This window comes from Deltaproteobacteria bacterium (assembly GCA_019308905.1).
Taxonomy (GTDB): domain Bacteria; phylum Desulfobacterota; class BSN033; order WVXP01; family WVXP01; genus JAFDHF01.
In genome coordinates this window covers 47,618-53,720 of the sequence record JAFDHF010000020.1, presented here as the reverse complement: position 1 = coordinate 53,720, position 6,103 = coordinate 47,618, and the positions used below count along the sequence as shown (strand labels likewise).

Genomic DNA, 6,103 nt, shown 5'->3' with positions numbered 1-6,103 from the left:
CCACTACCCGATGCTCTGGGCCTTTGGAGGCAAAGAGTGCGAAGCAGACGGGAAGACCCTGGCCATCAGGTCGCCTGAAACGGCCAATGTCGTGGATTACCGTCGCAAGCTCCACCGTGCGGCCGAGACTGCGGACGTATTTTCCTGGGACGACTCCAGCAACAACCGGGCCTTCCTCGCAGAGGCGATCTCTGTTACGGGCAATGCTGCCAGCATCTATTGGGCTGAGAAAAAGAGTGCCCCCCACCTGCGCGAGGTAACCGATCACGCCCTCTGGCCTAGAGGCCCTGCGGGACGTTTCGGTTATTCCACCGCCATCAGCCTGGGAATCTTCAAGTTCTCCAAAGTCCAGAAGGAGGCCAAAGAGTTCATCAAATGGTTGCTCCATCCGGCCCAGTATTCCGCCTGGATCGGCGTGGGCGAGGGGATGTTCGCGGGTCTCTTGAATTACTACGAGGACGACCCGGTCTGGAAGAAGGATCCCAAGGTGGCAATCATGCGGGAAATCCCCAAGTACGTGCGGATGCCCGGCTATCCCGGACCGCCGTCTCGGCCTGCAGCCGAGGCTATGGTTAAGTATGTCATAGTCAACATGTTCGCCCGGGCCTGCAAGGGAATGGCCACGGATGAGACCATCGCCATTGCCGAAAGAGAGCTTAAGGAAATCTACGGAAAGGCATAAGGGCGCAAGGTGAGGCCGGCGAGAAGAATGGTCCCAGAGATCCAAGCAGCGGACGATCGGCTCCGAGCCTGGGCGAGGCGGTTTGTGAGCCCCGAGGTGCTCTCCGGTTACATGCTGATCTCGCCGGCCCTCTTCCTTATGGTGGTACTTCTGGGCTACCCCTTTTGTCTGGCCGTCTATATCAGCCTCACCGACAAGGTACTCGGGTCATCCGGGAATTTTATCGGAATACACAACTTTTTCAAACTCATAGGGGACCCGTACTTTCGTCAGACAGTTCAGAACTCCCTCATCTATACGATTTCAAGCGTCTCTCTCAAGCTCTGCCTGGGGATGGCCCTAGCTCTGCTTTTGAGTCAGGAGTTCCGCTACCGGAATCTGGTACGGGGACTGATTCTGTTGCCTTGGGTCGTTCCCACCTCCCTGAGCGTCCTCACCTGGCTCTGGATGTTCGATTCCCTGTTCAGTGTGATAAACTACATGCTTCTCAGCCTGGGGATAATCTCCAGAAAGATCCCCTGGCTGGGCGACCCATTCTGGGCCATGGTTTCCGTTATCATTGTTAACACCTGGCGGGGCCTGCCTTTTTTTGCTCTCTCCATCCTGGCAGGCCTCATGACCATTCCCAAAGAACTTTACGAGGCAGCCGAAACCGACGGGGCGCGGGGCTTGGGCAAGTTCTGGTACATAACTCTTCCCCTTTTGCAACCGGTAATAGGTGTTGTTGTTCTGTTTTCCACGATCTGGACTTTTTCGGACTTCCAGATAGTCTATATCCTGACCCATGGGGGGCCGATCAATGCCACCCAGGTCTTCGCCACCATGGCCTATGATGTAGCCATGGTGGCGGGCCGGATCGGAGAGGGGGCTGCAATCTCCCTTTTTCTATTCCCGATCCTCCTTGTGGTGGTTTTCTTTATGTTGCGATACCTCCGTCAGGTCTGAGAGGCGTCGATGAAGCGGAGACGTTTGCAAATCGTCAAGAGAATTTTTGGGCTCTATCTTCCCCTGGGAGCGTTCCTCTTTTTTGCCCTCTTCCCCTTTTACTGGATGGCGGTGAGCAGCTTCAAAAGCGATTCGGAACTGTACAACCTCCGGGCCAACCAGCTCTTGCTGAAGAAACCAACCCTCGAACATTTCAGGAACCTCATCAGGGAAACCGCGATTCTCCACTGGCTCTTCAACAGTTTCTTCGTCTCCTTCCTTACGGCTGTGATCTCCATGACTCTGGGGATCATGGCGGGGTACGCCCTGGCCCGCCTGGAATTTCCGGGGGCAAAGAGTTTCGGCATGGCGACCTTCGTCACTTACCTGGTCCCGACCACCCTTCTCTTTATTCCCCTTGCAAGTGTGGTTCAGGCCCTCAGGCTTTCAAACTCCATCTGGTCGTTGGTTGTAACCTATCCGACCTTCTTGATCCCTTTCTCCACCTGGATGCTCATCGCTTATTTCAAGTCGATTCCAAGAGAAATCGAGGAATGCGCCATGATAGACGGATGTGGTCGCATAAGAGCTCTTGTCCAAATCGTGCTTCCCATGGCCATTCCGGGAATCGTCTTTTCGGGAATGTTCAGCTTCACCCTCTCCTGGAACGAGTTCGTCTATGCCCTGACCTTTATCTCCAGTACCGCCCACAAGACCATATCAGTAGCTGTGCCGACGACTCTCATTCGAGGAGACGCTTATTTCTGGGGAGACCTTATGGCCGCCTCCTTGGTCGGTTCGGTTCCGGTGGCCGTGCTGTATTCATTCTTTACGGAATACTTCATCTCCGGCATGACGGCCGGTGCTTTGAAAGGCTAGGACCTTGCGGCGGTTCTTTAAGACTTCTGCTTCTCGAAATCCCCCGCTCGACACTCGGGAAATGCCGGGGCTACGGGCCTCAAAGATGAAGATCTCGGACCGGACAGGCGGGAGGAAGGTTGGTTTATCAATCGTACTGGCAACAGACAAAAGGACACGGATCGACGATCCCAGGAGGTGAAACATGATCAGCATCGAGGCGCCCGGCGCTGTCCGGACCATGATGGTCTCTTTCCGTCGAGGCGACCTTATCATCGAGGAACTTCGAGAACTCCTCAAGAGAGAGGGAGTGGACGCGGCTCTCATAACCTCGGGCATCGGTTCTTTTGATGTCTGCAAGCTCCACACGATCACCGGGACAGGCCTGCCCCCAAAGGACCGTTATTTCACCCTCGAAGGTCCCATCGAGGTGGGCGCGCTCCACGGATCGGTGGCAGGGGGAGAACCACATATTCACGTCGTGGTCCATGACACGGCAGAGGACAGGCTCTATGTAGGCCACCTGGAGCCCGGCACGCGTTGTTGCTACCGTGTCGAGCTGGGCCTGATCGTTCTCGGGAAGGCCAAAACCAGGAGGGTCACCGATCCAGAGACAGGACTCATCGACATCATGCCGGAAGAGGATTGATATGGGAGACCTTGATAAGATCGCCGCCCTAGCGCCATCGACCCTCGATCGCTTCCGCCTCGACACCAGGAAGGCCCTGGTGGTGGGCGGCAACAAGGGCCTGGGCCAGGCCATGGCCATGGCTCTGGGTGCCGCCGGAGCCGACGTGTGCGTGGTGGGCCGCGGACCGGATGGACTGAAGGAGACCGCAGAGGCACTCCGTAGACTCGGGCGCAAGGGGATGTCCATTGCAGCCGACGTGACTATCGAAGCCCAGGTGGAACAGTTGGTTGGAGAGGTGGTGGAGGCTTACGGGGGTATCGACATCCTGGTCAACAGCCAGGGAGGTGTCCACCTTGAGCCTATTTCCGAATTCGATGCCGGACAGTGGCAGCGGGTTATTGACATAAACCTGAAATCCGTGTTTCTCTGTTGCAAGCACGTCGGACGAGTCATGCTGGCACAGGGCAAGGGGAAGATTATCAATATCTCCTCCGTGCGGGGTTTCCAGGGGAGGGCCGAAGACGCCGCCTACGCTCCAAGTAAGGGCGGCGTAAATCAGCTGACCCATTCACTGGCTATCGAGTGGGGGGTCAAAGGGATCAACGTCAACGCCATCGCGCCGGTTTTCACCCGAACGGCCATATCTGCTCCGTTCTTGGACGATCCGGTCAAGCGGGATTGGGTGCTGAGCAGAATCCCCATGAAGCGGACGGGCGAGTTGGATGATCTCTTCGGCCCTGTGGTGTTCCTGGCTTCGGATGCCTCCGACTTCGTCAACGGCCACGTGCTGGTCGTCGATGGCGGCTGGCTGGCTGCCTAGGGATGTACTGGTAAGGCCTGACAGGAACGCAAATCCCTTTGCGCGGGTCGAGCAAGGCGCCGTCATGAGAGAACCCGAGGGAGTTGGCCGCCTCGGAGGCCTGCCGCCTCGCTCCAAATCAAGAAGAAAACCCGGTTGCCGGCGTTTATGGAGAGGAAAACCATGGCTGAAAGGGTCGACAAATTTCTTGCCAATAGGGTCTTGCATCACGGGCCCGGAGCTCTCGGCCAGCTCGACCGGGAGATCCGCAGACTCGGGGGCACGCGGATCGGTCTTGTCACCGACCCCGGAGTGGTGGAGGCAGGGATCGCCGAACGTGTCCTTGAGGAGATCAAGGGTGAGGTCTTCTCCTTTGAGGAGGCCCAGCCCGAACCGAGCTACGAGGTGGTCGACCGTTGCGTCGACTTTCTAAAGGAAAAAAGCTGCGACCTGGTGATCGCCCTCGGGGGCGGAAGCTCCATGGACTGCGGCAAGATGGCGGCAGTCATGATCAGGAACACCGGGAAGGTCACCGATTACTTCGGCGCAGACCGGGTACCGAACCCGGGACTTCCCGTAATCGCGATTCCCACGACAGCGGGGACGGGCAGCGAGGCCTCGCCGGCCTGTGTTTTTGTGGATCCGAAGGAAGGGGTCAAGAAAGGCGTGCGTTCGGATTTCATCCTCCCCGAAGCGGCCATACTCGACCCCCTGCTCACCCTCGGGCTTCCCCAAGCCCTGACAGCCTCGACCGGAATGGATGCCCTGACCCACGCGATAGAGGCATACACCTCTCTGAAGGCCACCATCCTGAGTGATATCGTAGCGGAGCAGTCCATCCGGTTGATCGGGGAGCATCTTCCCGTTGCCTTTTCCAACGGAAACGACCTCGAGGCACGATACGGAATGCTCATGGCAAGCTACCTTGCAGGAGTAGCGATCGCCGTGGCCGGTGTGGGGGCTGTTCACGCCCTCGCCCACACCCTGGGAGGAATCCATGGAATCCCCCATGGTGTGGCCAATGCCCTTCTCCTTTCCTACGTCATGGAGTTCAACCGCATCGGATGCCGGGAGCGGTTCGCCCGCGTCGCCGTACTGCTCGGAGAGAAGGTCGACGGCCTGTCGCTGGAGGACGCCTCCCACAGGGCCGTCGAGTCGGTTCAAAGACTCTCTGGGGAGCTCGGCATCCCCAAACACCTCAGGGACTTGAACATACCCGAGGATTCCCTCGATCTTGCCGCAGAAGGGTCGATCCAGACGGGGGCGAGACTCCTGGCCAACAACCCGCGGGTCTTGGAGCCCGGTGAGGCAAAGCAAATACTGAAGAGGGCCTACTGAAGGCGGGCCCATGCCTCAGGGCCGGCGATCCTCCTTGCGCGGCAGCAACCCGAGTCGTTTGCTTCCCTGGAAGGTCACACCGAAAATCCGACTCACCCGTGGGATCTCTCTCTGAGGCAGGAGCGATTCCTCATCCCGTAAGGTTCAAATCGAAGTGGCGGAGAATCCGCCGTCCACCACGAGGTTTGATCCCGTGATAAAGCTCCCCGCCCTGTCAGAGGCGAGCAGCAGGGTCGCCCCGACCAGTTCTTCTGGATCCCCGAACCGTCCCATTGGGGTGTGGTCCATGATGGCTCTCACCCTCGACTCGTCCAGCACCTTCCGGTTCTGTTCGGCCGGGAAGAAACCGGGGCAGAGGGCGTTGACACGAATCCCGTGGGGAGCCCACTCCCTGGCCAGGTTCTGGGTGAGGTTCCAAAGGGCCGCCTTGGTAAGACTGTATACAAACACCCGGCTCAGGGGGCGGAGGGCAGACATGGAAGACATGTTGATGATGCACCCCTTCTGGCCGTGGTCTATCCAGTGCTTCCCGATCAACTGACAGCCGAGGTGGACCGATTTCAGGTTGGTTGTCAGGACGGCCTCGAACTGCTCGTCGGTCAGCTCAAGGTAGGGAACCGGAGGATTTATGCCTGCCCCGTTGATCCAGATGTCGATACGGCCGAACCATTCGGTCACGGCAGGGATGATCCCGGCCACCTCGTCCCGCTTTGTGGCATCGGCCCTGAAGAAACGGGCCTCGCTCGCCGGGCTTCCCCACTCCCGAAAATGGGCCTCCGCCTTCTCCCGATTCCGCCCCACAAGGACGACCCGGCATCCTGCCCGCCAGAGCCCGAAAGCCATGGCCCCGCAGAGTACACCCGTCCCCCCG

General features: G+C 58.5%; 7 protein-coding genes. 6 read left to right on the top strand and 1 reads right to left on the bottom strand.

Annotated features, from left to right (window positions below):
• The 6 genes from JRJ26_08695 to JRJ26_08670 all read left to right on the top strand — a co-directional run.
• Positions 1–682 (top strand): extracellular solute-binding protein (locus JRJ26_08695; protein MBW2057557.1); only part of this gene is annotated, 682 nt, incomplete at its 5' end.
• 27 nt (positions 683–709) lie between these two features.
• Positions 710–1,627 carry a sugar ABC transporter permease gene (locus JRJ26_08690; GenBank protein MBW2057556.1) on the top strand — a complete coding sequence of 306 codons (918 nt, stop codon included), beginning with the start codon at positions 710–712 and terminating at the stop codon, positions 1,625–1,627.
• Positions 1,628–1,636: 9 nt separating this feature from the next.
• Positions 1,637–2,485: a carbohydrate ABC transporter permease gene (locus tag JRJ26_08685; protein ID MBW2057555.1), complete on the top strand. Its 849-nt coding sequence runs from the start codon at positions 1,637–1,639 to the stop codon at positions 2,483–2,485.
• Between the two features lie 184 nt (positions 2,486–2,669).
• A complete protein-coding gene (locus tag JRJ26_08680; GenBank protein MBW2057554.1) occupies positions 2,670–3,113 on the top strand; it encodes a DNA-binding protein in 444 nt (147 codons plus the stop codon).
• A gap of 1 nt (position 3,114) precedes the next feature.
• Positions 3,115–3,915 (top strand): glucose 1-dehydrogenase, encoded by an 801-nt coding sequence (locus JRJ26_08675; protein ID MBW2057553.1) that lies wholly within the window; start codon positions 3,115–3,117, stop codon positions 3,913–3,915.
• 162 nt (positions 3,916–4,077) lie between these two features.
• Positions 4,078–5,232 (top strand): iron-containing alcohol dehydrogenase, encoded by a 1,155-nt coding sequence (locus JRJ26_08670; protein MBW2057552.1) that lies wholly within the window; start codon positions 4,078–4,080, stop codon positions 5,230–5,232.
• Positions 5,233–5,376: 144 nt separating this feature from the next.
• Here JRJ26_08670 and JRJ26_08665 read toward each other — a convergent pair whose 3' ends face one another.
• Positions 5,377–6,075, bottom strand: a complete 699-nt coding sequence (locus JRJ26_08665; protein MBW2057551.1) for an SDR family oxidoreductase — start codon at positions 6,073–6,075, stop codon at positions 5,377–5,379.
• Between the last annotated feature and the right edge of the window lie 28 nt (positions 6,076–6,103).